This is a genomic window from Pseudarthrobacter sp. L19, from assembly GCF_050859435.1.
GTDB lineage: Bacteria > Actinomycetota > Actinomycetes > Actinomycetales > Micrococcaceae > Arthrobacter.
On record NZ_CP193935.1, the window covers coordinates 655,541 to 679,214 of the forward strand.

Genomic DNA, 23,674 nt, shown 5'->3' on the forward strand with positions numbered 1-23,674 from the left:
TCACATGCCCCCGAGCAGTCCGGGGATCTTGGCGAAGAGGTCGTTGGTGAAGGACACCATTTCGGTGATCATCCAGTGCCCGCAGACCAACAGGGCCACGGCGACGGCGGCGAGCTTGGGCACGAAGGACAGCGTGGCTTCCTGCAGTTGGGTGATGGACTGCAGCAGCGAGATGGCGAGGCCCACCACCAGCGCGGTGACCAACACCGGGGCGGAGAGCTTCGCGGCGACGATCATGGCCTGGAGGCAGATATCCAGGACGGCGTTGGCGTTCATCCGGACCCCGCGTAGCTCTGAATCAGCGAGGTGATGATCAGGCCCCACCCGTCCACCAGGACGAACAGCAGGATCTTGAACGGCAGCGAGATCATGACCGGCGGGAGCATCATCATGCCCATGGACATCAGGGCGGCGGAGACCACCAGGTCGATCACCAGGAACGGGATGAAGATGACGAAGCCGATGATGAAGGCCGCGCGCAGCTCGGAGATCATGAACGCCGGGATGAGGGTCTGCAGGGGCACCGCGTCCGGGTTGGCGGGGTTCTCCATCCCCGCGGCCCGGGTCATCAGCGCGATGTCCTCCTCGCGGGTGTGCGCCAGCATGAAGTGCTGCAACGGTACGGAACCGGCGCTGAGCGCGCCGTTGAAGTCGATGGTGCCGTTCAGGTAGGGCTGGACGCCGGTGGTGTTCATCTCGTTGATGACCGGCCACATGACGAAGATCGAGAGGAACAGGGCCAGGCCGGCCAGGACCTGGTTCGGCGGGATCGAGGGCAGCGAGAGCGCGTTCCGGGTCATCGCCAGCACCACGAAGATCTTGGTGAACGAGGTCATCATCAGCAGCAACGCCGGTGCCACGGAGAGCAGCGTGATGCCGATCAGGGTCAGGACGGCGCTGGAGGGCTTCCCGTCCATGCCGTTGATCTCGATGTTGACGCTGCCGGTGTCAGGGCTCGCCGGGGCGGAGGGCGTGGCAGGGGGCGTCGGCGGCACCGGTGCGGCATGGCCGGCGGCGGCGTTGAGCCAGAGGATGAGGATGGCCAGGAGCACGGCGGCCAGGCCGAGGGCCAGGATTTTCTGGAAGCGGTCGACGGCGGTAGGTGCGGGCTGGAGCGTGGAGGACGTGAGCGGGCGGATCAATTGCGGCGTCCGCTCCTGAGCGCGGCGGCGGCCTGCTTCCAGGTGGATCCGGAGAGGATCGACCCGTGCAGCGGCGGGTGGGTGGTGCCCGGGGTAGACCGGCCGGCGGCGGTGCGGGGGTGGGCGTCGCGGTGCATGGAACTGCGGCGGGACAACGGTCGCTCCGCGGCGGGGGCACCGGGCACGGAAGCGGCGGCGTCGTCGATTGCCCCGGGAGCGGCAGACGCGGTTACGGCAGGCACAGCGGCGGCACCAGTGGCACCCGTGGCGGCGAGGATCTGGGCGAAGGCGCCAGCGGCACCGCGGCGCGGTTCGGCGTCGGCCACCTCAACCGGTTCCTCGGGGATGTCCCCGGTGTGCAGGACGTTGACGGCGTGGTCGGTGACGCCCAGCAGGAAGCGCTGCCCGCCGGCGTCCACCACCACCACGGAGGCGCGCTGGCCGACGCTCTGGCGGCTCACCACGCTCAGGGTCGCGTCAGCCCGGCGTCGTCCCGGGCCCTTGCCCAGGCGGCGCTGGAGCACCCAGATGAGGCCCAGCACCGCGCCCAGGGCTACGACTACCCGCAGCCCAAGGATCAGCGAGTCCATTCAGCTAAGTCCCTCGGCCACGTCGAGGATCCGGGTGATGCGCACGGCGTAGTCCTGGTCCAGGACCACGACCTCCCCGTGGGCGATCAGGCGGCCGTTGAGCAGGACGTCGGCGGGGGCGCCGGCGGAGCGGTCCAGTTCGATGATCTTGCCCGGCTCGAGGGAGAGCACGTCCCGGACGGACATCCGGGTGCGGCCGATCTCCACGGTCAGGGCCATTTCGATGTTGTTGATGCGGCCCAGGCGGCCGGCCACGGTGTCGCCGCCGCCGAAGAGGTCGCCGCCGCGGTCCTGGCCGCCGCCGTGTTCGCGCAGGCGTACGGCGAACCAGGCGGCCGGGTTGGTGCCGTCGGAGAGTTCGAACACGGCCGTGTCCGGGTCCGTGAGCAGGCCGGAGGCGTCGGATTCGCGCAGGTCGGAGAGCACCCCGGCGCCGAAGACCGAGCTGGCGGCCTCCATCGCGGGGCGGAGCACGTCGGTGACGGAGACGACGCCGCCGCGGCCGCCGGCCATCCCGCCGGCCGCCTCGTCCAGGAAGGTGCGGTCGCTGAGCATCAGGGCCAGGTCCGCGGTGACGGATCCGACGAAGGTGGCCGTGACGGCCTGCCGGGCGTACGCCGCGGCGGCCCGCGCCGGGACGAGGGCCGTTACCTTGAGGGCCACCGGGCTGGGCAGCTCCTCGACGAGCCGTTCCGCCGACGATTCGTGCTTGGTCAGGGTCATGCTCATTGGTGGTTCTCCTCGATGGTGACAATGACTGCAGCGGCCCGGGACCCGTTACGGGCGGGGGCGGCCGTTGCCAGCCGCGTGCCGTCCAGGGTCAGGTCAAAGGGCCGGTTTTCCAGATGCGGGAGGGTCAGCACGTCGCCGACGGCGAGACCCAGGACCTGGCTGGGGGTGACGTAGGAGGTGGCGAGCCGGACGGACAGTTCCACCGGGACGCGTTCCAGCTGGGAACTGACCCGGGCGGCGGCGTCGCCGCGGTTGTCCGTGGGGTTGACCTTCTTCAACCGGCCCAGCAGCAGCGCTGCCGGGACGGCCAGGGTGGCGGGGGCGCTGATGTTGCCGACGTTGATGATGAACGCGGCGACGATCATCAGCTCGCTCGGCGCGGCGGCCTGGGCGAACTGGGAGTTGTACTGGACGGTGTCCACCTTGATGGCCTCGCTCAGCAGCGGGCCCAGGGAGTAGCCGAGGTCCTCGAGGGCCTCGTCCATCAGGCCCTTCACCAGCGCCTGCTCGATCTGGGTGAACTTCCGGTCCGGCATGGCCGTGTCAGTCGAAGCGCCCAGCATCCGGTTGATCCAGCCCAGGGCTGCGGGGGCGGGGAACTGGACCACCAGTTTGGAGTCCTGGGTGTCGACGGCGCAGAGCACCATGGCTGTCACCGCCGGCAGGGACGCGGCGTACTCGTCGTAGCTCTGCATCCGCACGTCCTCGAGCCGGACCACCGACTTGACGCGCACCTTGGCGGTCAGCTGGGTGCCCCATTGCCGGGCGAAGGTTTCGAAGGCGAGCTCCAGGACCCTGCTGTGCTCACGCGCCAGCGTCGCGGGACGCCGGAAGTCATAGACGCTGACGGTCCGCTCCCGTACCACTTCCCGTTCATCCATAACACTCACGGATGCCACTATCGGCAAGGGAACCGGGCCGGTAAGGCTGCGGCCCGGCCTATTTCCCGCTGAGTTTCAGCACCTCCGGGATGAGCGCCCGGACGGTCTCCGGCTCGTTCGAGAGGACCACGATGTCCACGCGGCGGTTGCGTTCCATCAGCTCCGGCGTCGAGTCGTCGTTGACCTGCCGGGCCGAGCCGAACGCGACGGCGCCGATCCGCTCGGGCGGGACGCTGCCGCGGTCCACCATGAAGCGCAACACGTTGACGGCGCGGGCCGAAGACAGTTCCCAGGTGGAGGGGTAGGCGGTGATGCCGTTGGCGGCGTGGCCCTCCACCATGATCTCCAGCCCGGCCGGGGCGAGGACCGGCGAGATGATTTTGAGGACCTGGATGGCACGGTCGGTCAGCTCGGGCCGGTCCGGGGCGAAGAAGGCCTGCGAACCGATCAGCTTCACGGTCAGCCCGCGCTGGTCGATCTGGAATTCGACGTTCTCGGTCAGTCCGGCGGCGGCAAGGCCGGCCTTCATCTTCTCCTGCAGGGCGCGCAGCCGGTCCACTTCCTTCTTGGCTTCCTCCAGGGCTTCCTGCCGGGAGGGGTCGACGGGAGTGGTGACAGACGGTTGCGGGGACGCGGGAGCCGAGGCGGGGCTGGAAGCAGCGGCGAAGGCCTCGAGGTTCTTGTCCACAAGATCCGGCGGGACCACAGTGCCTTCCGCCGTGTCCACGGTCTGCGTGGCGACCGTGCCGAAGCCGGTGGCCAGGGAGTTACGCAGCTTCTCGAATTTGGCCGCGTCCACCGTGGACATGGCGTACAGCACGATAAAAAGGCACATCAGGACGGTGACCATGTCCATGTAGGACGCCATCCAGCGTTCGTCGACATGGTGTGCCTCGGGCTTCTTGCGCCCGCGACGCCGGGAACTCACGCCGCGTCGTCCAGGCTGGCGGCGATGCCGTCGCCGCTGGGGGCCTTCTTGCCGGAACCGGCGCTCTTGAGCTGGTGTTCGGGCACCATGGAGCGGAGGCGTTCGGCCAGCAGCAGCGGCTGGGCGCCGGCCTGGACGGCCAGCATGCCCTCCATCACCAGGGTCATGCGTTCGATTTCCAGCTCGGAGAGCCGGGCCAGGCAGGAGCTGAAGGGCAGCCAGATGAAGTTTGCGGAGAGCAGGCCCCACAGGGTGGCGACGAAGGCCGCGGCGATCATGTGGCCGAGTTCGTCCGGCTTGGAGAGGTTCTCGAGGACGTGGGTGAGGGAGACGACGGTACCGACGATGCCGACCGTGGGTGCGTAGCCGCCCAGGCTGGCGAAGAACTTCGAGGACGCGTGATCGCTGCGAGTCTTCGTGTCGATCTCGTCCTCCATCTGCACGCGGAGGTCCTCGGCGTCGGTGCCGTCGGCGATGTTCTGCAGGGCGCGGGCGAGGAACGGGTCCTTGAGGCTGGCAGCCTCCTCCTCCAGGGAGAGCAGGCCTTCGGCCCTGGCCTTCTCGGCGAAGCGGACCATCTGGTCGATGCTTTCCTGAGGCTTGGCGGTCTTGCCCATGAACATCGCCGGTACGGCCTTGAATGCCTGGATGACATCCTTGAGCGTGTTTCCGGCCAGACCGACGGCAAGGGTAGCGCCGAACACCAGGACCATGGGTCCGGGCAGCAGCAGCGACGTGATGTTGCCGCCTTCGATGAAGACCATGCTGATCACGGCACCGAAGGCGAGGAGTATTCCGACGATTGTTGCGGGATCCATGGGTTACTTCCTCGGTGCTTCGGGGTCCGGCAAGCCGGCGTCGTCGTCCGTCTCCGCGTCCGGGACCAGGCTCAGCGGATAGCCGGTCACCGCGGGAAAGTCCCGGGCCTTGCTCAACACGTAAGCGCGGTAGTCGGCGATCAGTTCGACCACTTCGGCCAGGCTTTCCAGCACCACGTATGCGGCGCCGTCGAGCGTGACCAGATGGGTATCCGGGCTCTCGTGGATCCGTTCAATCAGGTCCGGGTTGACCGCGAAGCGTGTTCCGTTGAGGCGTGTGACGACGATCATGGGCCGATTCTGCTTTGGGGACGGCCTGGCCGGGGGCGGACAGGCGGGACGGGTGTTCTCCCTTCACTGTCGGCCGGCAGGGCCCGTTCGTTAGGCAGGGGCGTTCCCGGGCCCACTCCCCGGGCGCTTGGTTACCCGGCAACGCGGCGTTGCCCTATCTCTCACGGCTGTTATCCGGCCGGTTTGGCCGCGGTAAGTGATAGGGCAACGACGACGGCGGTGCTAGCGCTTGAGCTGGGTGAGCTCCTGCAGGACCTCGTCCGAGGTGGTGATGATGCGGGCGTTGGCCTGGAAGCCGCGCTGGGCGACGATCAGGTTGGTGAACTCCTGGGAGAGGTCCACGTTGGACATTTCCAGGGAGCCGCCGGCGAGGGTGCCGATGCCGGGGTCGCCGGCCGCGCCGAGCTGGACGTTGCCGGAGTTGGCGGTGGCGACGTAGGAGGAGCCGCCGGCCTTCTCCAGGCCGGCGGGGTTGGTGAACTTGGCCAGCGCGATCTTGGCGAGCACCTGCTTGGTGCCGTTGCTGAAGGACCCGATCAAAGATCCGTCGTTGCCGAGGGTGAAGGATTCGAGCTTGCCAACCGCGGAGCCGTCCTGCCCAGCGACGGTGAGGGAGTTCATCGTCGCGTAGCCGGAGACCTTGGACACGTCGACGGTCAGGCCGCCTGCGGTGGTCAGGGTTCCCGAGGAGCTCAGCTTCCCATCGGCGGAGAAGGTCATGGAACCGATGGGAGTGGCTCCATCCGCGACGTTCCACTGCCCCGCGGTCTTGTCGAACGAGAAGTTCAGGGTCAGGGTGCTTTCGGCGCCGCTGGGGTCATAGACCTTGACGACACGCTGGAGGGAGGTGCCATCGGCTGCGTCGCTGGGCAGGTTGCCGTCCAGCGTGACCTTCTTCGTGGCCGTGGCCACCATGGTGTTCGGGTTCAGCGTGATGTTGCCGATCGGACCTGCCGGGTCCACGGTGCCGCCGTTGGCCGTCCAGCCCTGCAGGATGCCGCCGTCGGGGCTGACCAGCTGGCTGTTTGCGTCGAAAGTCATGGACCCGGCGCGGGTGAAGAGCTGCTGGCCGCCCTTGTTGGTGATGAAGAAGCCGTCGCCGGAGATCATCATGTCCGTGGCGCGGCCAGTGCTCTGCGAGGAGCCCTGGGAGAAGTTGGTGCTGACGCCGGCCACCCGCACGCCGAGGCCGATCTGCGCCGGGTTGCTGCCGCCGGTCTGGCCCTGCGGGGCGGACGCGCCCTGGGTCATCTGGGACAGGGTGTCCTGGAACTGGGTGGTGGAGGACTTGAAGCCCGCCGTGTTGACGTTGGCAATGTTGTTGCCGGTGACGTCGAGCATGGTCTGGTGGGCACGGAGGCCGGAGATTCCGGAGTACAGCGAGCGGAGCATGGGAACTGCCTTTCTACGGGGAAGAGCTGATTAGGAGGCGGCGGGCGCCGTAATGCCGGAAATCGAATCGAGCGGGATGGAGAGGGTGCCGACCTTGACGGTCGGCACCGCGCCGGCGAAGGACACGGACCCGGCGAGGCCGGTTCCGGTGGTGCCGTCGCTGAGGGTGTAGTCGACGTTGTGCCCCACCAGCTGGGCGGCGGCGGAGCGCATCTGCAGCGAGAACGCTTCCTTGCTGTTGGTGGTCATCTCGGTGGTCTTTTCCATCATGGAGAGCTGGATGGTCTGGCTCATCATCTGGTTGGTGTCCATCGGGGCGCTGGGGTTCTGGTTTTTCATCTGGGCCACCAGCAGGGTCATGAACACGTTGGCGTCCATGGTCTGGACGGGTGAGCGCACGGCGGACGCCGGCGTTGAGGTCCCCCCGACAGCCTGCGGGGTGACCGGCTGCGGGATAACCGACTGCGGGGTGATCGGCTGGATCGTCATGGGTCGCGTTCCTTCGTGTCAGACGAGAATGTCGAGGGTGGTCTGGGGGCCGTTCAGGATCCTGGCGGTGCGGAGCGAGCTTTCGTCCGCCAGGGCATCCCACCGGTGGCCCGGCCGGCGGGTGCCCGGGGCGTCCTGGCCGCTGCCGGCCCCGTAGCCTCCCCGGCCCGGGTCCTGTCCACCGTCCAGCCAGGCGTCGGGCCGGTTTTGCTGGGCGCCGTCCTGGCCCCCTGCCGACGGTCCGCTCTGGTCCGAGAGGTTCAAGCTGGCACCGAATCCGGCACCGGCGAGTTCCTTCCGCAGTTCGGGCAGGAGTCCCCGCACCGCCTCGCGGCCGGCCTCCGCCGGGGCGAACAACTCGATCCGCACCCCGGCCGCGTCGATATGCGCACGGACGGTGAGCGGTCCCAGGTCCTCGGGGGAAACCTTCAAGGTCATGATGTGCTGCCCCGGCGTGGCCTCGGCGAGGGTGAAGAGCGGCTTCGCCAGTTGGGGCAGGAGCGGCTGCTGAGGCGCGGCGGGTGGGGCGGCGGGTGCCGGCGCTGCCGACGCCGGGACGGCGGAGGGCGCGGCCGGGGCAACGGTGGCACCGGCGAAGGCCGCGGCGGCTGAGGCGTCGACGGCGGGAGCCATGGCGGCCGGGGTTCCGGCAGCGTCGGATGCGGCGGGCGCGCCGACGGCAGCCGCCGCGGGAACCGGGTGGGCCGCCGACCCTGCCGTGGCGAAGGCGGGCGGCACTGCCACGGATGCAACGACTGCCGGGGCGCCGGTGGGCGCGGCTGCGGCTACGTTTGCGGCGACGCCGGTCCGGGCCGGACCCGCGACGAGGCTGGATGTTCCAGTCACTGGGGTGGTGATCCCGGCGGCAGGATCCGCGGCAACTGCTCCGGCGGCAGGGCTCTCCGGCTGGTGACCCGCGGCTGCGGAGCCGGGACGGGCGCCTGCCTCGCCGGTGGCGGTAGCGGTAGTGGCTGAGGCGAACTGCTGAGCCGCCGAGGCCGCACCGGACGCTGTAGCGGCCAGGCCAGCGATAGTTCCGGCTGCAGGTCCGGCTGCCTGGCCTTCGGTTCCGGCGGGACTTCCTGCCGGCGCTGCGGCCTGGCCAATGGTGCGCGCGAGCGCCCCGGCAGGCGGAGCCCGTCGGCGGCTACATCTGCCTGGGCTGTCGGGGTGGCTCCCGGCCCGCCGTCGGTTGCGACGCCGGATAGAGCAGCACCGGCATCGGCAGTCGGGATGCCGGCAGCCGCAACTCCGGTCAGATCAGGCGTCGCCGACGTCGGCTCCGCACCGGCCTGCGGGGCCGTGACCTGCGGCGTTCCGGGCTGCGTGGCTACGGCCTGCGGAGCAGCGGGCTGCGCCGTGGCCGCCGCGGCCGAGGCGACGGCACCAGCGCCGGCAGCCCCGCCGGCGGCCTCGTCGGTCTGCGTGGAAGCTCCGGTGCGGCGCGCGGCCTTGCCGGTCGGGTGGCCTGCGGCGGCGCGGTCGTGCCCGGCACGGTCGTCGGCGGCAGCCGGCGCCGGGCGCCCGGCCCGGGTCCCGGCGTCGTGCGCAGTTTCCGGCTGGGACCTGCGCGTGGTGGCCCCGACGGCGTCGTTCAGGGCACTGCCAAAGCGTTCCCCGTCCCCGCGGCGGCACGGGACCCCGACTGCGCGCCGCGGGCCGCGGCCGTCGTCTTCGTGAGGGCGGACGCCAGGTCCGCCGATACCGGGGCCTTCACGAGCCCGCCCCTGCCGGGACAACCCGGCGGATAGCGGTCAGATTGGACTGCTGCTCCCAGGCGTCCCGGATCTGGATGGTCTTCCCGGGGACAGGCGCGTCAATCGCCTTGCCGTTGCCGAGGTAGATGGAGATGTGGTTGCCGCCGAAGCTGATCAGCAGGTCACCCGGCTTGGCCTGGGCCAGGGAAGCCACCGGGGTGCCCACCTTCATCTGGTCGCTGACGACGCGGGGAATGTCGATGCCCAGGTCCTTGAAGACCCGCTGGGTGAAGCCGGAGCAGTCCATGCCCGTGGCCGGGTTGGTCCCGCCCCAGACGTACGGCACGCCGATGTACTTCTTGGCCATGGCGACGACGTCGGTGCCGGTGGCGCTGCCCGGAGCGACCGGCGCTGCTGCGGGGGTGGTCGGGAGGGCCAGTCCGGTCAGGGCGCCCAGGCCCAGCCCCGGGGCCGCCCCGGTCAGGGAGGACAGGTCGGTCTGCGTGGTGCCGCCGGTGCCGCCGAGGGCCGCCGTGAGCGCGTCGGTGAACGCGGCGGAGTTTGCGGTTCCGGTGCCGGAGGCCAGCGTCGACACCGTCGAGGCCTTCTGCGCGGCGGCGGTGCTCTGCGCGGTCTGCGCGGGACGGGTCAGTTCCGCGATCATCGATTGAATGCCCTGCATCCGGCCCAGGGCCTCAGCCATGCTCATGAGCGCACCTGCTGTTCGTCCCGGTGCCAGATGGTGGAGGAAATTTCATCCAGGGCAGACTGTTCGGCGCGGAGCTCCTCGGAGGCGACCTCGGCGTGGTGCCGGGCGGCCAGCTTCTCCAGTCCCACCGAGCGGGTGCGCGCGGCGATGAACTCCTCGCGTGCTGCAGTCTCGTCGGCTTCGGCCACCCGGCTTAGGGCCTGCAGGTCCGCCAGCATGCTGTGCGACGCCGAGCGGGCCGCAGCGACGGCGCGCATCGACGCCGAGCTGACGATGTCCGGGTCCGTGTCCGCCAGCTGGCGGCGGGCCGAGGCTTCCCGGGCGCGCGCCGAGGTGGACCGTGACCGGGCGCGGGCCAGGCCGGAGGCGGCCTGGTCCTGCTGGATTTGGCGCAGGCGCAACAACCCGGCCAGTGAGAATTGCCGGCTCATGCTGCGGCTCCCAGGATCGACGTGAGGTGGCCCAGCTGGCGCCAGGACTCGGGGTGGGGGTTGACTCTTCCATCGGCTGCTGCAGGAAAGCGGCAACGGAGTCTTCGTTGGCCAGCGCCGCGTCCACGAGCGGGTTGGTGCCGGACTGGTAGGCGCCGACGTCGATCAGGTCCTGCGCGGACTTGCGGGCCGCCATGACCTTGCGCAGGGCAGCGGCGGCCGCCAGGTGCGGCCGGGCGTTGACCTTGGACGCGACGCGGGAGACGGAGCCGAGCACGTCCACGGACGGGAAGTGGCCGGTCACGGCGAGCTTGCGGTCCAGCACCACGTGCCCGTCCAGGATGGAGCGGGCCGCGTCGGCGATCGGTTCGTTGTGGTCGTCGCCGTCCACCAGGACCGTGTAGATCCCGGTCACGGACCCGGTTTCGGCGGTGCCGGCGCGCTCCAGCAGGCGCGCCAGGATGGAGAAGGTCGACGGCGGGTAGCCGCGGGTGGCGGGCGGTTCGCCGGCGGAGAGGCCGATCTCGCGCTGGGCCATGGCCACGCGGGTGAGCGAGTCCATCATCAGCACCACGTTCTGGCCGGCGTCGCGGAAGGACTCGGCGATCCGGGTGGCGGTGAAGGCCGCGCGCATGCGCATCAGCGCCGGCTCGTCGGAAGTGGCGACCACGACGACGGAGCGGGCCAGGCCCTCGGAGCCAAGGTCGTCCTCGAGGAATTCGCGGACTTCACGGCCGCGCTCCCCACCAGGGCGATCACGGACGCCTGAGCGTCGGTGCCCCGGGCGATCATGGACAGCAGGGAGGACTTGCCGACGCCGGAGCCGGCGAAGAGGCCCATGCGCTGGCCCTTGCCCAGGGTGGTCATGGTGTCCAGGACCCGCACCCCGGTCTGCAGCGGGGTGTCGATCCGGGCGCGTTTCATAGCGTTGGGCGCCTCATTGTCGATCGGCACGCGGGGGCCGCTGAGCAGCGGACCCTTGTCGTCGATCGGCCGGCCCAGGCCGTCGAGGACGCGGCCGAAGAGCCCGGCGCCGGTAGGCACCAGGACGTTTCCGCCCTTGGCACGGACCGGGTCCCCGGCGGCGATGCCGGCGAGCCGTCCCAGCGGCATGCAGCGCACGGAGCCGTCCAGGGCGGCGACCACCTCGGTGTCGAGCCCGGGGTTTTCGCCCACCGTGAGCAGGTCACCGAGTGCGCAGTCCAGGCCGGAAACCTCCAGGCCCAGGCCCATGACGGAGGTGACGACACCGACGCGCTGCGGGGCGGCAGCGGCGAGGGCGGCTTCGAAGTCCGCGGCACGGGGGCGCCACAGGGTTTTCATGGCCGGCCTCCCGGGGCGGGAGGGCCGGCGGGGTATTGGTGGTCGTCGAGCAGGGCCGCCTTGGCCCGGGCCAGGGCGGTGCCGAGGCTGGCGTCGAGCCAGCCCTGCTGGTATTCGACCTTGGCGTCGCCGCGCTGCAGGGACGGGTCCGCCACGAGCGGCAGCCCGCCGGGTTCGTCCTGCCCCTCGCGGCGCAGAACTTCGATGTCGGCCGGGTGGAGCCGGATGGCCAGGACGGTGGCGGCGTCGGACCCGGAGAGGGCACGTGCCAGCGCGGCACGGGCGGTGCGGGTGCCTTCGGCGAGTTCGTAGCCGAGGATGGCCTCGGCTAGTTCCAGGGCGGTCCGCGCCAGCACCTCTTCGGCGTCGTGCAGGGCCTGGACGTTGCGGTGAGCGAAGTCGGTGCGGGCGACGGCCAGGGCTCGGACGGCGCGGTCCAGGTCCTGCTGCCCGGCGGCCAGGGAGGCTGCCTGCTCGGCGGCCATCCGGTCACGCCAGCGGCGCTGCTCCTTGGCGGCTGCGCGGACGCCGGCGGCGTACCCGGCGGCGTGGCCCTCGGTGTAGCCGGCCTGCTCGTTGGCAGGGCCGGTGGAGCGCAGCGACGGGAAGACGATCCGGGCAGGGGCCTCCCCCGGGGCGCCCGCCGTCACCGCGCCCGCGGCGCTCCGCCCGTCAGTAAACATAATCCTCTTCGTCCCCGCGGTGGATGACGATCTGGCCCTCATCGACGAGCTCGCGGATGGAGCGGACGACGGCGGCACGCGCCTCCTCGATCTGCGAGGCGCGGAGCGGGCCGAGCGCGGCGATCTCGGACTCCAGGATCTCCAGGTTGCGGCCGGAGACGTTGGTGGTGATGGTTTCCAGGACCTGCTCGGTGGCGCCCTTCATGGCCACCGCCAGGACCGAGGCGTCGAGGCCGCGGAGCACCAGCTGCACGTCGCGGCGTTCAAGCTTGATGATGTCGTCGAAGGTGACCATCTGGGCGCGGATCTCCACGGCCAGGTCCGGGTCCAGCAGGTCGAGGCCGTCCAGGACGGACCGTTCGGTGCCGGCGTCGGTCCGGTTGATGATTTCCAGCAGCGGCTGGATGCCGCCCACCACCTTGGAGGCCTGCTGCGAGACGGCCGCGCCGCCGCGCAGCTTCAGGGTGTCCGCCACGATGCCGATCGCCTCGGGCGCGCCGGAGCCCATCGTGGCGATGCTGAGGGCGACGTCGGCGCGCAGCGAGCCGGGCAGCCCGGACATCACGGCGGAGGCCTTGCGGGGGCTCAGGTGGGCCAGGACCAGGGCGATGGTCTGCGGCAGTTCACCGTCGATCAGCGCCAGGATCTGCACCGGCTCGATGTCCTCGAGGAACTCGAAGGACTTGCCGGCCATGTTGACGGTCAGGCGGTTGATCAGGCCGGCGGCCTTCTCCGAACCGAAGGAGGCCTCCAGCAGTCCCTCGGCCAGCTCCCGGCCGCCGCGGGCGGAGCGCGGGCTGCTCAGGGCGGCCTCGTGGAAGTCCTTCATGATCTTCTCGGCGGTCTCCGGGTCCACCTTGCGGAGCCGAACGATCTCCGCGGCGATCTCCTCGGCCTCCATGTCGGTCAGCTGCGCCATCACCAGGGCCGCGTTGGTGGGGCTCATCTGCATCAGGACGACGGCGGCACGCTGCGTGCCGGTCAAGGCCTCACCGGTTTTCATACCGGCTGCCTGTCATCCATCAGGCCGCGCAGGTAGTCCGCGGCCTTCTCCGGGTTGTTGGCCACCATGGCGTCGATTTCCTGCATCCGGCGCTCGGCCTCGAGGACCTCGGGGGCCGGTGCGGGCAGCGGCAGGGGCTCCAGCGGCCGGGCGATCAGCGGGATGGCGGAGGTTGCCGGTGCCGGATCCAGCGCGGTGACGGTCGGGACGGGCGGCAGCAGGTCCAGGCGTTCGCCCAGGTCCACCGGTTCCCGCTTCTGGCGGCGGCGCAGGATGATCGTGATGATGAGGGCCAGGATCAACAGGCCCAGCAGGATGCTGCCGGCGGTGACGAGGGTGCCGAAGAAGGCCTGCTGCTTCTGCGCCTCGATCTCGGCCTTGGCGGCATCCAGGGAGGCGTTGGCCTGGTCGGCCGCCGCGGTGCTGAAGGGGATCACCTCGACCGTGACGACGTCGCCGCGGTTCTTGTCGACGCCGGCGGCGGAGGTGACCAGGGCCGTGAGGGAGCCGATGTTCAGGCCGCCGGCCGCGGACTGGCTGACCGCCACGGAGATGGTCTGGCGCTTGATGGCTCCCGGCGGGATGGTGCGGTCCTCGGTGACCTTGTTGACGGCGTTGTTCTTGGTCTCGGTGGTTGAGTCGAAGTTGCCGTTGCTGCTGCTGCCGCCGGGGACGGAGATGTTGTCCGGGCCCAGGACGCCGGCGGCGCCTCCCCCGGTGCCGGTGTACTTCTCGGTCTTGGATGACTCGCTCAGCGGCAGGGCGCCGGCGGTGTTGGAAAAGGTCTCGCTCTTCTGCTGGGCGGATTCGCCGGTGACGTCCGCGGCGACGGCCACGGTGGAGTTCCCCGGACCCACCACGCGGTCCAGGACGGCGCGGACGGCGTCGCCGGTGCGCTGCTGGTAATCCGTGGCCTGCTTGGAGGAGCTACCCGCCGTCGTGCCGCCGACCGTGGACAGGACGTTGCCCTGGGAGTCGACGACCGAGACGTTGGTGGGCTTGAGATTTTCAATCGCGGCGGATGTCAGGTGGACAATCGCCTGGACCTTGTCGCTGGAGAGGGTCACGCCGGGGGCCGTCTCGATGAAGACGGAGGCGGTGGTGTCCGGGGTCTTGGAGACGAAGACGGTTTTCTCCGGGATGGCCAGCCGGACGGCGGCGGTCTTCACGCCCTCCATGGCGCCGATGGTGCTGGCGAGTTCGCCTTCGAGGGCCCGTTTGTAGGTGACCGACTGCTGGAACTCCGAGGACGTGACGCCCATCTTGTCCAGCAGCGAATAACCGGTGGCAGCCGCGGTGGGCAGCCCGGCGGAGGCGGCCTTCAGGCGCTCGTCGTAGACCTTTTCCTGCGGCACCAGGACGGTGGCGCCGCCGTCGCTGAGCTCGTAGGGGACGCTGTCCTTTTTCAGCTGGTCGACGATCGCGCTGGCGTCGGCGCTCTTCAGACCGGAGAACAGCGGCGTCATGGACGGCTTGGACAGCCAGGCCGAGAGCGCGACGATGCCGACCACCAGGAGGGCAGCGCCGATGACGGCCAGGGTGCGCTGGCCGGTGGTGAAGCTTTTGAGTCCGTTGCCGAAGCGCTGGAAGAAGATGGTGATCTGCGGAGGCATCAGGCCTGCATCCTCATGATCTCGTTGAACGCGTCAACGCCCTTGTTGCGGAGGGAAGCAACCAGCTCCAGGGTGACCTGGGCGCGGGTGGCGGCGATGGTGGCGTCCTGAATGTCGTTGAGGTTGCCGGTGACCGCCGAGACGGCCAGCTGGTTCGACGTCGACTGCAGCTGCTGGAGGTTGTCAACGGCCCCGGTGAGGGACGCCGCGAAGCCGGACCCGTCGGTGCCGGAAACGGCCGAGGCTCCGCCCACGTAATCAGTGGGCATGACGCCCTGGACCGGGGCGATCGGGGAAACAGGCATCAGGAACGTCCAATCTCAAGGGCAGCCATGTAGGTGTCACGGGCGCGGTCAACCACCTGGGCGTTGGCCTGGTATCCGCGCTGGGCGACGATCAGGGAGCCCATCTGTTCGGCCATGTCGATGTCCGGGTATTTGACGTTGCCGTTGGCGTCGGCCAGCGGGTGGTCCGGCTGGTAGATGATTCGGCCGGCGCCGCTGCCCAGCGGGGTGCTCTTGACGTAGACGCCCTGGTCGTCCGGGCTTTCGGACGCCTCCACGTACTTCTGTTGGAAGGCGTTGCCGGAGGTGGCGGAGACGTTGTTCATGTTCGCGAGGTTGTCAGAGACGGCGTCGAGCCACTTGCGGTGGACCGTGAGGGCGGAACCGGCGATGCCGATGGCGTCAAAGGTCATTAGTTGGTCCTCATTGCCGAACGGACGCCGCTGAATTCGTAGCCGATCGCACGGGAGGCGAACTGGAAGCGAAGCACGGTGTCAATGTTGGAAAGCGTCTCGGTGTCCAGGTTCACGTTGTTGCCGTTGAGCTGGGTGGGTTCCAGGGAGGACGCCGTGGTGGCCTGCACACGGCCGTCGCCGGACTGCACCGACTGGGCCAGGGCGTCCTCAAAGCTGACGCGCTGGGCGTGGTAGTTCGGCGTGTTGACGTTCGCGATGTTGTTCGCGATCGCGCGCTGGCGCTGGGACAACCCGTTGAGGGCGCTGGCCAGGGCGGCGGAAGTCACGGATTCGAGCACAGAGTCCTGCCTGGGAAAGGGTGGGGCTTGGCCGATCCGTGGCCGGGAAACGAGCGATCCGTGCTCTTACTGTGGTTATCGGCACAGCTCAGGGCCGCGTTAGGGAAATTTGAAACAACTTTTTCGGACCGGCTCCGGCGGCGCGGATAGCAGCCACCGTCGCCGGAGAATCAGCCCTTGACGTCCAGGTAGACGGCCCGCGAGGGGTGGAAAGACCGGGAACGGTGCTCAATGCGTGGAGCTGGCGGGAGACGTCTTGTTTGGCGGCTTCCAGGCGGCGGGCAACACGGTCCTGCGCCGCAGAAAGGGCCATGGCCCTCCGCCGGGCTTCGGGGGCAGGGGCCCGCTGAGCGCCGGCGGGCTCCAGCGCTGCACGGGCAGCGCTGACTCCGGCTGATGCAGCGGCGCCGAAAGCGGCCCGAGCGGATCGTTGAGGGTTTTTTCCGCGGACGCGACCGCCATTTCCAGGACGTCCAGGACCAGGTGCCAAGCGGCGGCTGCGGGGTCGGCGGGATCTGCGAGCTGCTCCTCCCCGCGGGACTCGTGTTCAGCCAAAGCCCAGGCTCCCGCTTCCTGCTCCGGAGGAGGCAGCCCAGGAACCGGCGGCGGCGAAGGACGACGGCGGTGCCGCCGCCGTGGGCTGCGCGGCGGGAATCGCTGCCGCCGCCTCGTGCCAGGCCTGACGCAACGGCTCCAGCAGGTCGATCGCCTCGCGGGTCAGGATCGGGTTGCGCTGGATGTTGGCGTTGATGAGGGCGGTGGTGGCGTAGTTGTAAATGCCCAGCAGTCCGTCGGCGCCGTCCCACGCCTCGGTGTTGAGCGAGGAGGAGAGCTCGGTGATGATCGCCTGGGCGTGCACGAGGTTCTCGGAGGCCACAGGCCAATTCGCCGTCTGCTGCGCCGTCTCGGCCCGGCCAAGGTCCAGGAGGAGCCGGTCGTACAGCATGGTGAGCAGCCGGGCCGGCGGGGCTGAAAGCACGGAATCTGCGAGGTATTGGTTGCGCTGGCTGCTGCCGTAGCCGAAGGGTGTGCTGGTCATGCTCCGCTGCTTCCCGAGGTGGCCCCGCCCAGCTGGGCCGTGAGCCAGGATGATTGTGCTTTCATGCCGCTGAGCGCGACTTCCAGCGCCGAGTAGGTCTGCTGGAGGGTGGCGCGCCGCATCGCCAACCGGTCATCCCAGCTGGCGATCTGGTTGTTGATGTCCTTGGCGTCGGACTGCTGGCCCAGGATCTTGGTGGTGATCAGCCCGGTGGTGGGATCTGAGGCCTGTTTGGCGGCGTCGGCCACGCGCCCGGCAATGACACCCACGGCCGCCATGGTTCCCGTGGGATCCTTCGCCATGGCGTCGGCGAACTTGGCGGAGTCGAACTGCATGGTTCCGGTCTTCGTCAGCACGATGCCGATTTCGGACGGCGACCGTCCATTGACCGGCTGCGAGGCGGCGCTGAGGATGGCGTCATTCACCGACCGAACCGTGCTGTCACCGGTGAAGGGACCGCCGGATGTAATCGGGTTGCCCGCGCCGTCCGTGCTGGCCACCACTGTGCTCTTGGTGGAGATCTGTGCCAGGACAGTGTTGACGGCGCCCACCAAGTCCGAGGCCGTCTTGCTGATCTGGTTCGAGTCCCGCGCAACCGCGACGTGCACCGGGCTAGTGGAAACGGCGGACACCGTCAGGGACAGTCCCGGGAGCAGTCCGTCGAACTTATTGGTGGCGGAGGTGACCGCCTGTTGCGCCGTCGTCCCGCCCCAAAGCGTGAGCTGTGCGTCCTGGGCCGGCTGGATGGTGGTGAGGCCCGCGGTGGCGTTGGGATCGTCAATGGAGAAGGCTGCCGCCGCGCCGGTGGCTGCGGCCGTAAATTGCAGCCGGTACTGCCCCCGCCCACCGAGACCTTGCTGGCAGAGACGCCGACGCCGGACGCGTTGACCGCGGAGACGACGTCGTCCAGTGACGTGCTGGCGGGGGTGATGGTGAGCGGCGTCCCCCGGTGGTGATGGTCACCGTGCTGTACGGCCAGGCGGTCATGGGCTGGCTCACCGAGACCTGCGCGAAGGCCACCTTATCGACGGTGAAGTCGAGGGAGCCCGCGCTGGTACCCGTGGTGGTCGTGGCAGTGACCGCCGAGGAGGAGCTTGTGGCGGCGTACAGGTCGAGGGCGTTGGGGAGGGCGACCTTCGCGGCTTTTGAAGCAAGGTCCGCCACGCTGGCGTTCAGGCCCTGGAAGGCCGAGATGCTGGACTGCACATCCGCTACCCGGCTCTTCAGCTGGGTCTGCGGCACAGCTTCAAGGGTCATCAAGGAGTTGATCAAGCCGGTGGTGTCCAGCCCGCTGGACAGGCCGTCGATGGAGAGTCCCACGTTTCACAACTCCTTTGAAGAAAATCGGTATTCGGATGGGCAGTGGCCCGGTGCTGCTTAGCGCCCGGGGAGGTCACCCTCCCCGGGCGCTAAGAGCTTTCCTGGGCTACCTGCCGGACGGAATCAGCGGGCTGATCCCTGGTCTACGACCTAGCGGAGCAGCTGCAGGACACCCTGGCCGGTCTGGTTGGCCTGGGCCAGCATGGCCGTGCCCGCCTGGGACAGGATGTTGTTGCGGGTGAACTTGACCATTTCCTCGGCCATGTCCGTGTCGCGGATACGGGAGTTGGAAGCGGTCAGGTTTTCCTTGGCCACGTTGATGGTCTGAACAGCCGACTCAAGGCGGTTCTGCGACGCACCGAGCGAAGCACGAGCGCTGGATACGCTAGTGATCTGCCCCGTCAGCAATTCGATGGATGCCTGCGATGCCGAAGCTGACGAGAAGTCCAGCCCCTTTGGCGCTGCTTCTGTTCCGGTGGTGCCAGCAGCCGTAACGTTGGCGGGCGTTGCGGCCGTCACAGAAATCGTGTTACCCGTGGCTGCAGCGGCATTGGAGACGAACTTGTACCCGGCGGTGTTGTCGCCAGACACCGTGTAATCGCTACCCGCGGCAGCTTGCATTTTCGCGAGCGCTGCCGCTTCCGTGTCTCCAGCAGCAAGTGTGAAACTAAACGATGCGTTCGTGTTTGCCTGAGTCACGGTGTAAGTGTCGCCCGCGGTCAAATCGACCTTGACTCCGGAGAGGTTATTGGACCCGGACAGAGCGGCCCCGGTCTTGTCTTGACCCTTCAGAGTCGCGGCAATTTTCGAAACATCTGCGCTGCCCAGGTCAACCGAAATCTGGCTAGCGGCATCTCCGTTTGCACCGACCTGGAACTTCAAGGACGTATCAGTAGTTGCCGTCTTTGCACGAGAACCATCAAGCAGCTGAGCCCCGTTGAAGTTCGTCGACGAACCAATCCGACCCAGCTCCGAAACCAGGCTGTCGGCCTCGGTCTTGATGGCGTTGCGGGAGTCGGCGTTGTTGGTGTCGTTGGCACCCTGAACGCTCAGGTCGCGCAGACGCTGCAGGATGGACTGGGCCTGGCTCAGGCCGCCTTCAGCGGTCTGGACAGCACCAATGCCGTCCTGGGCGTTGCGAGCGGCAACCGTGAGGCCACCGATCTGAGACTTCAGGCCCTCGGACAGTGCCAGGCCGGCCGCGTCGTCACCGGCGCGGTTGATGCGCAGGCCGCTGGAAAGCTTCTCCAGCGACTTGGACAGGTCGTTCTGGGTGTTGCTGAGGTTGCGGTACGCGTTGTTCGCAGCCAGGTTGGTGTTGATCTGCATTCCCATGATGTTTCCTCCATGATTGGGACAGTGTTCGATGGCCCATCCGTGGGCCCTCAGGAGTAGTTATCGCCCGGCCCCCGGAGGCGGTAAGGCGAATCGGTAGAAAATGTTTTCCCGGCCCACGCAGCTAACTCCCGCTAACGTGCGGCAAACACCTGCCGATAGTTTCTACGAATCCTGCTTATGGCCGTTTGATCCGCACGAACCACCCTGCGGCCAGTCCAGCAGCTCCGCACCTGAGACCAGCACTATCCGCACACATTGAGGGAGTCCTCCGGACCATGGCCATCCACGAACTTTCAGCCCTGCTCTGGCGGGAGCGTGAACTTCTGGACGTTCTCACTTTCAAACTGGAAGAAGAACAGCTCCTCCTCACGGCAGGAAAGTCCCGTTGGTTGGCCCACGGCACCAAAGAAGTCGAACAGGTCCTCGAGCACCTCTCCCAGGCCAGCCTGGCGCGCACCATCGAGGCCGCCGTCGTCGCCGAAATGTGGGGACTGCCCACCGATGCCAGCCTCTCCGAGCTGGCCGCCGCTGCCCCGGAGGGCGCCTGGTCCGAGGTGCTGGCGGCGCACCTGACCGCCATGACCCGCCAGACCGGCCTGATCAAGGAACTGCGCGACGCGAACGAACAGTTTTTGCGCGGAGCCGTCCGCTCCACCCAGGAATCCCTCGCCGACCTGCGGCCGACCGCCGCCGCAGGCACCTACGACGCCCACGGCAAGACCGGGGACGCCAGCGGCTCCCGCATCTTCGATCAGCGATTCTAAGGAACCACCCCATGAGCACCTTTGGCGCCCTCAACACCGCCTACCGGGGCCTGACCGCGGCGCAGCAGGGCATGAACGTGGCCGGCCAGAACATCGCCAATGCCGCCACCGAGGGCTACACCCGGCAGCGGGTCCAGCAATCGGCCATCGCCGCCCCCGCCCAAGGGCTGATGGGCACGGGACGGCCCGAAGCCGGCAACGGCGTCTCGGTGGACGGAATCGCGAGGCTTGGCAACAACTTCCTAGACGCCGGGGTCCGCTCGGCGGGTGCCCAGGCCGGCTATGCGGGGGTCCGCTCCAGTGCCCTCCAAGGCATTGAGGCAACGCTGCAGGAACCGGGAGACAACGGCATTTCCGACTCCTTGCAGAAGTTCTGGTCCGCCTGGCAGGGCGTGGCCAACCAGCCCGGCGAATCCGGCCCGGCGGGACAGCTGCTGCAGGCCGGAACCGAGCTGAGTGCCAAGATCGCCGCCGGCTACCAGGCCCTGACCTCCCAGTGGAGCACCACGCGGGGCGAGGCGCAGGCCGACGTCGACACGGTTAACTCTGCCGCCACCCAGGTGGCCTCGCTCAACGCCGCCATCCGCACCACCACCGCCGCCGGCGGGTCCGCCAATGAGCTCATCGACGCCCGCGCCAAGCTCACCGAGTCCATCACCCGTCTCACCGGAGCCACCGTCAGGGAGCAGCCCGACGGCACCGTGGACGTCCACGTCGCCGGGAACGCCCTCGTGATGGGAACCTCGGTGCGGACCCTCGAGCTTTCCGGTACGTCCGCGGACACCCTCAATACGCCCGTGCAACTGCAGTGGAGCGACACCAAGACGGCGGCCGGGCCCGACGGCGGCAGCATCGCCGGCGCCTTGTCCCTGCTGGCTCCGGCAAACTCCTCGGCTACGGGCGGCACCTTTGCGGAAACGGCCGCGAAGTACAACGCCTTCGCCGGCTCGCTCCGGGACGCCGTCAACACGCTGCACGCCGGGGCCAAGACTTCTTCCGGCGGAACCGCCGGCGACTTTTCGGCGCACCCGCCGCAGGAATCCCGGCGGCCCTCGCCCTGAGCGTCCTTCCGCAGGGTGTCGAGGGCATCGGCATCGGCGCCGGCATCGGGACGCTGGACAGCGGCATCGCCGACAAGATCTCCCAGCTCGGCACCGGCCCGGGGTCTCCGGACAGCGTGTGGGCCGGCGTCGTGACCGCCATCGGTGTGCAGTCCCGCGGCGCCCAACAAAGCGAGACGCTGGCCGCGACGTCCGAGGCCACGGCCCTCGCCAACCGGGCCTCCCAAACCTCCGTCAGCCTGGACGAAGAAAACGTCAGCCTCCTCACCAACCAGCACGCCTACCAGGCGGCCGCCCGGGTGATGACCGCCGTCGACGAGGCGCTTGATGTTTTGATCAACCACACCGGACTGGTAGGAAGGTAATCATGCTGAACCGGGTCACCAACCTCACCATGAGTTCGTCAGCGCAGCGGACCTTGCAGGCCCAGCAGGCGCGGCTCGCCAGCCTGCAGGACAAGGCCAGCAGCCTCGACAAGATCTCCCGTCCCTCTGATGATCCTGCGGCCACCGGACAGGCGCTGCAGACCCGCGCACGGATCGCCGCGGCCGCCCAGTATGGCCGGAACATCGACGACGGCGGCCGCTGGCTGACCGCCGCCGACTCAGCCCTGGAGCAGGCCACGAACGTGGCACACAAGATGCAGGACCTGACCGTCCAAGCCGGCAACGGCACCCTCAACCAGTCCGCCCGTGAGGCGCTGGCGCTCGAGCTTGAGGGCCTGAACAAGGACATGATCTCCATCGCTAACCGGAAGCACCTGGGCCGCAACATTTTCGCCGGCAGCTCCGACGCCGCCACCGCCTTCACCCCGGCATCACCTGGAAACCCGACGACGTTCAACGGGACACCAGGGAGCTCGGTGGAGCGGCGCATCAGTGAGAACCAGACCGTCCGGGTCGACGCCGACGGGGCAAAGATCTTCGGCAACGGCGCCGGCTCCATCTTCGACACCGTCAGCAACATCGTCGCCGCCCTGCGCAGCAACCAGGACGTTGCACCGTTTGCCGGACAGCTCGAGACGGGCGTCAAGAACATCATCGACGGCCGTTCGGACATCGGCACCCGGCAGGCACAGCTGGACCGTGCCAGCAGCGTCAACACAGATTTGGAGACCAGCTTGGACGCCCAGAAGAACGGCATCGAAAAGGCAGATCTCGGCAGCGTGATCATGGACCTCAAGCTGCAGGAAACCAACTACCAGGTGGCTCTCGCGGCCACGGCGAAGGTTCTGCAGCCCACCCTGATGGACTTCCTGCGATGAACTCGGTCCTCAGCAGCAGCCCGGTGACCTTCACCGCTCCCATGCCCGGGCTGGAAGCGGTCCACGACTTCGCACTCCGCAGCATCGACAACGCTCCCGGGCTCTTCGCCCTGGAATCGGAGTCCGCGCCCGTGCGGCTGTTCCTTGCCGACGCCGCCGTCTTCGTCCCGGACTACAGTCCCCGCCTGCCGCGCCCCGCGCTGGAAGCCCTGGAGCTGACCGACGGCGAGGCGCCCCGGCTGCTCGTGGTGGTCAACCACTCCCCCGAGGGCACCACGGTGAACCTGATGGCGCCGATCGTGCTGAACCAGGCTGCCCGTAAGTGCACCCAGCTGGTGCTGGACGGCAGGGAGTACCCGCTCCGGGCAGTCCTCGGCGCCGCCTGACGCCAACCTCGGTGCGGCTTAGCGCGTAACGCTAAGCGCCTACCAGTAGTGCCCGACGTCGATCACCAGTCGTGACCCGGCGTCAGGACCGGGCAGCGCGAAGACCCGGAACGGCAGCCTGGCCCGCACCCCGAGCCCGATGGTGCTGTACCCCTCGAAGCTGCCCGCCCAGGCCACTTGCCTGAAGGTCCGGTAGCCTGCCACGTCGCTCAACTCGTTCTTGTTGGCCGGCGAATAGGTGGGCTGGCCGGCGTCGTCGTAGGCGGGAGCGTTGACCGTGATCTGCAGGAACGCCTGGCCGCGCAGCGGAACCGGCAACCCGGAACCGTCCTGCACAACCTGCGGAACGTACCGCACGGTGTAGCCTCCCGCGGGACCGTTCAGGTCGACCACCAGGCGGTCAAAACAGTAGTGCTGGCCGGTCCGGACGTTGACCACCTTGGCGTGGCTCATCGCCGGATCGGACTTGGCCAGCGACGCCCAGACCTGGCCGCAGTACGGTGCCGCGGCGGCCGGCCCGGGCGTCAACAGGCTCCAGGCAACTGCGAGCAACAGCGCCGTCAGCCAGCCAAGCTGCTTATATGAACGGAATCGGGTCACCTGGACCGCCCCCTCAAGCCACCCGGCGGCGAACCTCGCCGGGTCCTTCCAGCGTAGGCTCATCGCCCGTGGTTGACGAGGGGTTTTGCTGCGGCCGGGGTCAAGCCGTTAACCAGGTCACGGCCAAGGTCACAGCTGTCCC

The 23,674-nt window shown here is 68.7% G+C and carries 29 protein-coding genes and 1 pseudogene; 5 read left to right on the top strand and 25 right to left on the bottom strand.

Going from position 1 to position 23,674, the window contains the following annotated elements; genetic code table 11:
• The 24 genes and pseudogenes from fliQ to ACRQ5B_RS03055 all read right to left on the bottom strand — a co-directional run bounded on the left by fliQ (position 1) and on the right by ACRQ5B_RS03055 (position 19,454).
• Complete coding sequence (gene fliQ / locus ACRQ5B_RS02940) at positions 1-276, bottom strand: flagellar biosynthesis protein FliQ (RefSeq protein WP_290258740.1); 276 nt, start codon at positions 274-276, stop codon at positions 1-3.
• The gene (gene fliP, locus ACRQ5B_RS02945) at positions 273-1,142 is read right to left on the bottom strand and encodes a flagellar type III secretion system pore protein FliP (RefSeq protein WP_432396797.1); all 870 of its coding nucleotides are present in this window, start codon (positions 1,140-1,142) and stop codon (positions 273-275) included. Before fliP ends, fliQ begins: the two co-directional genes overlap by 4 nt.
• A complete protein-coding gene (fliO, locus tag ACRQ5B_RS02950) occupies positions 1,139-1,732 on the bottom strand; it encodes a flagellar biosynthetic protein FliO (RefSeq protein WP_432396800.1) in 594 nt (197 codons plus the stop codon). The genes fliP and fliO overlap by 4 nt, the downstream gene beginning before the upstream one ends.
• Positions 1,733-2,461, bottom strand: a complete 729-nt coding sequence (fliN, locus tag ACRQ5B_RS02955; protein ID WP_290258742.1) for a flagellar motor switch protein FliN — start codon at positions 2,459-2,461, stop codon at positions 1,733-1,735.
• A complete protein-coding gene (locus tag ACRQ5B_RS02960; protein ID WP_432398674.1) occupies positions 2,458-3,345 on the bottom strand; it encodes a flagellar motor switch protein FliM in 888 nt (295 codons plus the stop codon). The genes fliN and ACRQ5B_RS02960 overlap by 4 nt, the downstream gene beginning before the upstream one ends.
• A gap of 58 nt (positions 3,346-3,403) precedes the next feature.
• A complete protein-coding gene (locus tag ACRQ5B_RS02965) occupies positions 3,404-4,273 on the bottom strand; it encodes an OmpA/MotB family protein (protein WP_432396803.1) in 870 nt (289 codons plus the stop codon).
• Positions 4,270-5,091: a motility protein A gene (locus tag ACRQ5B_RS02970; protein ID WP_432396806.1), complete on the bottom strand. Its 822-nt coding sequence runs from the start codon at positions 5,089-5,091 to the stop codon at positions 4,270-4,272. The genes ACRQ5B_RS02965 and ACRQ5B_RS02970 overlap by 4 nt, the downstream gene beginning before the upstream one ends.
• A gap of 3 nt (positions 5,092-5,094) precedes the next feature.
• Positions 5,095-5,382 (bottom strand): flagellar FlbD family protein, encoded by a 288-nt coding sequence (locus ACRQ5B_RS02975; RefSeq protein WP_412882206.1) that lies wholly within the window; start codon positions 5,380-5,382, stop codon positions 5,095-5,097.
• Between the two features lie 222 nt (positions 5,383-5,604).
• Positions 5,605-6,774: a flagellar hook protein FlgE gene (locus ACRQ5B_RS02980; RefSeq protein ID WP_432396810.1), complete on the bottom strand. Its 1,170-nt coding sequence runs from the start codon at positions 6,772-6,774 to the stop codon at positions 5,605-5,607.
• A gap of 30 nt (positions 6,775-6,804) precedes the next feature.
• Positions 6,805-7,263 (bottom strand): flagellar hook assembly protein FlgD, encoded by a 459-nt coding sequence (locus ACRQ5B_RS02985; RefSeq protein ID WP_432396813.1) that lies wholly within the window; start codon positions 7,261-7,263, stop codon positions 6,805-6,807.
• A gap of 18 nt (positions 7,264-7,281) precedes the next feature.
• Positions 7,282-8,109 (bottom strand): flagellar hook-length control protein FliK, encoded by an 828-nt coding sequence (locus tag ACRQ5B_RS02990; protein WP_432396815.1) that lies wholly within the window; start codon positions 8,107-8,109, stop codon positions 7,282-7,284.
• 867 nt (positions 8,110-8,976) lie between these two features.
• A complete protein-coding gene (locus ACRQ5B_RS02995; protein ID WP_432396818.1) occupies positions 8,977-9,669 on the bottom strand; it encodes a C40 family peptidase in 693 nt (230 codons plus the stop codon).
• Positions 9,666-10,100 carry a flagellar FliJ family protein gene (locus tag ACRQ5B_RS03000; protein ID WP_432398676.1) on the bottom strand — a complete coding sequence of 145 codons (435 nt, stop codon included), beginning with the start codon at positions 10,098-10,100 and terminating at the stop codon, positions 9,666-9,668. Before ACRQ5B_RS03000 ends, ACRQ5B_RS02995 begins: the two co-directional genes overlap by 4 nt.
• 115 nt (positions 10,101-10,215) lie before the next feature.
• Positions 10,216-11,423, bottom strand: a pseudogene (locus ACRQ5B_RS03005) (FliI/YscN family ATPase); the annotation flags it as partial.
• On the bottom strand, positions 11,420-12,106 hold the full coding sequence (locus ACRQ5B_RS03010) for a FliH/SctL family protein (protein ID WP_432396821.1): 687 nt from the start codon (positions 12,104-12,106) through the stop codon (positions 11,420-11,422). The pseudogene ACRQ5B_RS03005 and the gene ACRQ5B_RS03010, both read right to left, overlap by 4 nt.
• Positions 12,096-13,109, bottom strand: coding sequence for a flagellar motor switch protein FliG (gene fliG, locus ACRQ5B_RS03015; protein ID WP_412882198.1), 1,014 nt, complete (start codon positions 13,107-13,109; stop codon positions 12,096-12,098). The genes ACRQ5B_RS03010 and fliG overlap by 11 nt, the downstream gene beginning before the upstream one ends.
• Positions 13,106-14,722 (bottom strand): flagellar basal-body MS-ring/collar protein FliF, encoded by a 1,617-nt coding sequence (fliF, locus tag ACRQ5B_RS03020; RefSeq protein WP_432396824.1) that lies wholly within the window; start codon positions 14,720-14,722, stop codon positions 13,106-13,108. The genes fliG and fliF overlap by 4 nt, the downstream gene beginning before the upstream one ends.
• Positions 14,722-15,027, bottom strand: a complete 306-nt coding sequence (gene fliE / locus ACRQ5B_RS03025) for a flagellar hook-basal body complex protein FliE (protein WP_290258759.1) — start codon at positions 15,025-15,027, stop codon at positions 14,722-14,724. Before fliE ends, fliF begins: the two co-directional genes overlap by 1 nt.
• On the bottom strand, positions 15,027-15,419 hold the full coding sequence (locus ACRQ5B_RS03030) for a flagellar basal body rod protein FlgC (protein ID WP_432396827.1): 393 nt from the start codon (positions 15,417-15,419) through the stop codon (positions 15,027-15,029). Before ACRQ5B_RS03030 ends, fliE begins: the two co-directional genes overlap by 1 nt.
• Complete coding sequence (flgB, locus tag ACRQ5B_RS03035) at positions 15,419-15,760, bottom strand: flagellar basal body rod protein FlgB (protein WP_400159970.1); 342 nt, start codon at positions 15,758-15,760, stop codon at positions 15,419-15,421. The genes ACRQ5B_RS03030 and flgB overlap by 1 nt, the downstream gene beginning before the upstream one ends.
• A 547-nt stretch (positions 15,761-16,307) precedes the next feature.
• Positions 16,308-16,799, bottom strand: coding sequence for a flagellar export chaperone FliS (fliS, locus tag ACRQ5B_RS03040; RefSeq protein ID WP_432396829.1), 492 nt, complete (start codon positions 16,797-16,799; stop codon positions 16,308-16,310).
• A complete protein-coding gene (fliD, locus tag ACRQ5B_RS03045) occupies positions 16,796-17,626 on the bottom strand; it encodes a flagellar filament capping protein FliD (protein WP_432398678.1) in 831 nt (276 codons plus the stop codon). The genes fliS and fliD overlap by 4 nt, the downstream gene beginning before the upstream one ends.
• The gene (locus ACRQ5B_RS03050; RefSeq protein ID WP_432398680.1) at positions 17,577-18,056 is read right to left on the bottom strand and encodes a flagellar cap protein FliD N-terminal domain-containing protein; all 480 of its coding nucleotides are present in this window, start codon (positions 18,054-18,056) and stop codon (positions 17,577-17,579) included. The genes fliD and ACRQ5B_RS03050 overlap by 50 nt, the downstream gene beginning before the upstream one ends.
• Positions 18,057-18,269: 213 nt before the next feature.
• A complete protein-coding gene (locus ACRQ5B_RS03055; RefSeq protein WP_432396832.1) occupies positions 18,270-19,454 on the bottom strand; it encodes a flagellin in 1,185 nt (394 codons plus the stop codon).
• A gap of 278 nt (positions 19,455-19,732) precedes the next feature.
• Here ACRQ5B_RS03055 and ACRQ5B_RS03060 point away from each other — a divergent pair, with 278 nt between their 5' ends.
• The 5 genes from ACRQ5B_RS03060 to fliW all read left to right on the top strand — a co-directional run bounded on the left by ACRQ5B_RS03060 (position 19,733) and on the right by fliW (position 22,932).
• On the top strand, positions 19,733-20,221 hold the full coding sequence (locus tag ACRQ5B_RS03060; RefSeq protein WP_432396835.1) for a flagellar protein FlgN: 489 nt from the start codon (positions 19,733-19,735) through the stop codon (positions 20,219-20,221).
• Positions 20,222-20,232: 11 nt separating this feature from the next.
• On the top strand, positions 20,233-21,282 hold the full coding sequence (gene flgK, locus ACRQ5B_RS03065; protein WP_432396838.1) for a flagellar hook-associated protein FlgK: 1,050 nt from the start codon (positions 20,233-20,235) through the stop codon (positions 21,280-21,282).
• Positions 21,283-21,413: 131 nt separating this feature from the next.
• Complete coding sequence (locus ACRQ5B_RS03070; protein WP_432396841.1) at positions 21,414-21,647, top strand: flagellar basal body rod C-terminal domain-containing protein; 234 nt, start codon at positions 21,414-21,416, stop codon at positions 21,645-21,647.
• A 2-nt stretch (positions 21,648-21,649) separates the two neighbouring features.
• The gene (flgL, locus tag ACRQ5B_RS03075; protein ID WP_432396844.1) at positions 21,650-22,546 is read left to right on the top strand and encodes a flagellar hook-associated protein FlgL; all 897 of its coding nucleotides are present in this window, start codon (positions 21,650-21,652) and stop codon (positions 22,544-22,546) included.
• The gene (fliW, locus tag ACRQ5B_RS03080) at positions 22,543-22,932 is read left to right on the top strand and encodes a flagellar assembly protein FliW (RefSeq protein ID WP_432396847.1); all 390 of its coding nucleotides are present in this window, start codon (positions 22,543-22,545) and stop codon (positions 22,930-22,932) included. The genes flgL and fliW overlap by 4 nt, the downstream gene beginning before the upstream one ends.
• Positions 22,933-22,971: 39 nt before the next feature.
• Here the strand turns inward: fliW and ACRQ5B_RS03085 are convergent, their stop codons facing one another.
• Positions 22,972-23,595, bottom strand: coding sequence for an AMIN-like domain-containing (lipo)protein (locus ACRQ5B_RS03085; protein ID WP_432396849.1), 624 nt, complete (start codon positions 23,593-23,595; stop codon positions 22,972-22,974).
• Positions 23,596-23,674: the final 79 nt, after the last annotated feature.